We start from the raw sequence: 2,068 nt of genomic DNA on the forward strand, positions 1-2,068 counted from the left end.
TATTTGAGTATTTGAGTATTTGAGTATTTGAGTATTTGAGTATTTGAGTATTTGAGTATTTGAGTATTTGAGTATTTATTTAGCTATACAGCTATCAAATGACGCGAGCACTTAGCTGTAGCTTGTATTTCAGAATAACTACGCCCAGATTTCAGAAGGCTAGCGATAATCTTACGCTTCTCGGTATCTTTCCTACGTCCTGAATATTTACTTTCTACCTTAGTACGAGAAATACCTTACATCTGACGGTTACGTCGATCTTCATAGTCCTTTCTAGCAATAGCAGCGAGCATATAAAGCATCATCGAATTGATGGCCTGTAATACGCTGCTCATAAATTCAATGCTGCTATCAGATTGAGGCGTTATATAAGAGGTCGGTAGCTCTTCTGATACTACCGCCAGCTTCTTTTCTAATAGCATTCTTTTGAGAGTATCCCAATCAGCTTGGTTTAAACGTGCTAAGCGGTCAATCTGCTCAACCAAATTATATCGCCTTCATGGGCATCATTTATCAGTTACATTAACTGTGGACGTATTAAAGTTGCGTCTGACTCGTTTTCAACATAGAAGGCGGCAATTTTGTGACCATGATCAGCAGCAAGCTATATGAGCTCACTTTTGGCACGCTTGGCATCTTGATCTTTGATTGGCGCTCTATGCTCTGATAAACATAAACACCTAAAATAGTCTGTTATAAGTAGTTCCATTATTGCAGTCTATTATAAGTAGACTATTAATTGATTAAGAGACCTGTTTTGATAGTGCCCCTGGGGTATACCCTAGGATAATAGGAAATCCATCGCGGATGACAAAACCTGTTTAGCTTTTAAACAATACGGGTTTGTCGATAGTATGTAAGATAAGTTCGAAAAGTGACTAGAGTGTTAGATTATTCATACTGGGTCTGAATTAAAATTTTATTGTGATTAATTTCTGCTCAATGTTATTCATTTGTCGCCATGATGAGTGATGGCGGCTTGTGATTTAGTTAGGAAAAATAATCTTGAGTAATAAGGTACGTTTGTAGCATTTGCAGCAGGGCTTGTTCTAGGCTTCTTTACTTACACTTTCCTGTAAATTCTTTTTTAGTAAATGATCGAATATAAACGGGCCAAAAGGTAAGAGTGAGCCGAGTACGCCCGCAGGTATTGCCCAAAGAGGCATTTTCATTTTGATAGCTGAGCCTATAAGTATTATGATATAGGTAATAAACAATATACCGTGTGCCATACCGATGTATTTCACACCTTCTGGAATGTCCAGCATATATTTTAGTGGCATGGCGATACAGAGCAATAATAAGAAAGAGGTGCCTTCTAGGTAGCCTATAATGGTAAGGCTTTTTAATGCGGCACTTTGTTTTTTTCTAAGATTATGTATTTGTTTGATAGTTAGCTGAGCATGTGACACTATATTATCCTTTTGTTATTTCAATAAATAATTTAGGCGGTATTCAATGTCTTTATAATAATGGCCCTGTCCAGAGCTTTGAAGTACTGGTTTTTGTCATCTACCACTTAGCACGTCACGCCTTCGTCTAGCCACTTCAAAATCATCCTGCGTTCACTCGCATACAATTATGCATTGGGTTTTGGGATATAGAATGAGAGAGTATTTGTATTAATCATATATCACCTTCCAGTTCGCATTTTTATAAACACACTTGAGTATAAAAAGTATCTTTCCGTATAGAGCAGCTATGACGCTAGTTCTTTTTATTTGTACTGATCAATATTCACTTGTTTATTCATTACGCTTACTTTCCAAAAATATCATATCAATTATAATCAACGCTACACCGACACAGACACCTATATCTGCAACATTGAAAATAGGATAATTCCAGACATCAGCATAATGCACATGGATAAAGTCAACCACTTTGCCAATTCTTAAACGATCGATTAAGTTGCCAATCGCACCGCCAAGCACTAAGGCCAACCCCATAGACAATAGCTTGGCTGTACGTGGCGCTTTGATTAAATAAATCGTTAAAAAGATAGCCATTACAAAAGCTAAGCCTGAGAAAAACCATTTCTGCCAACCGCCAGCGTCGGCTAAAAAGC

Annotated in this window: 3 protein-coding genes; all 3 read right to left on the reverse strand. The window is 37.4% G+C overall.

The genetic code is table 11. The features are described from left to right. Positions 1–236 precede the first annotated feature (236 nt). The gene (locus ACTXGO_RS12885) at positions 237–485 is read right to left on the reverse strand and encodes a recombinase family protein (RefSeq protein ID WP_228706492.1); all 249 of its coding nucleotides are present in this window, start codon (positions 483–485) and stop codon (positions 237–239) included. Between the two features lie 564 nt (positions 486–1,049). Next, a complete protein-coding gene (locus ACTXGO_RS12890) occupies positions 1,050–1,412 on the reverse strand; it encodes a DUF3817 domain-containing protein (protein ID WP_058023733.1) in 363 nt (120 codons plus the stop codon). 333 nt (positions 1,413–1,745) lie between these two features. Beyond that, positions 1,746–2,068, reverse strand: a 323-nt coding sequence (gene lspA, locus ACTXGO_RS12895) for a signal peptidase II (RefSeq protein ID WP_443574810.1), incomplete at its 5' end; no start/stop codon positions are given.

Source organism: Psychrobacter sp. T6-1, assembly GCF_052258445.1.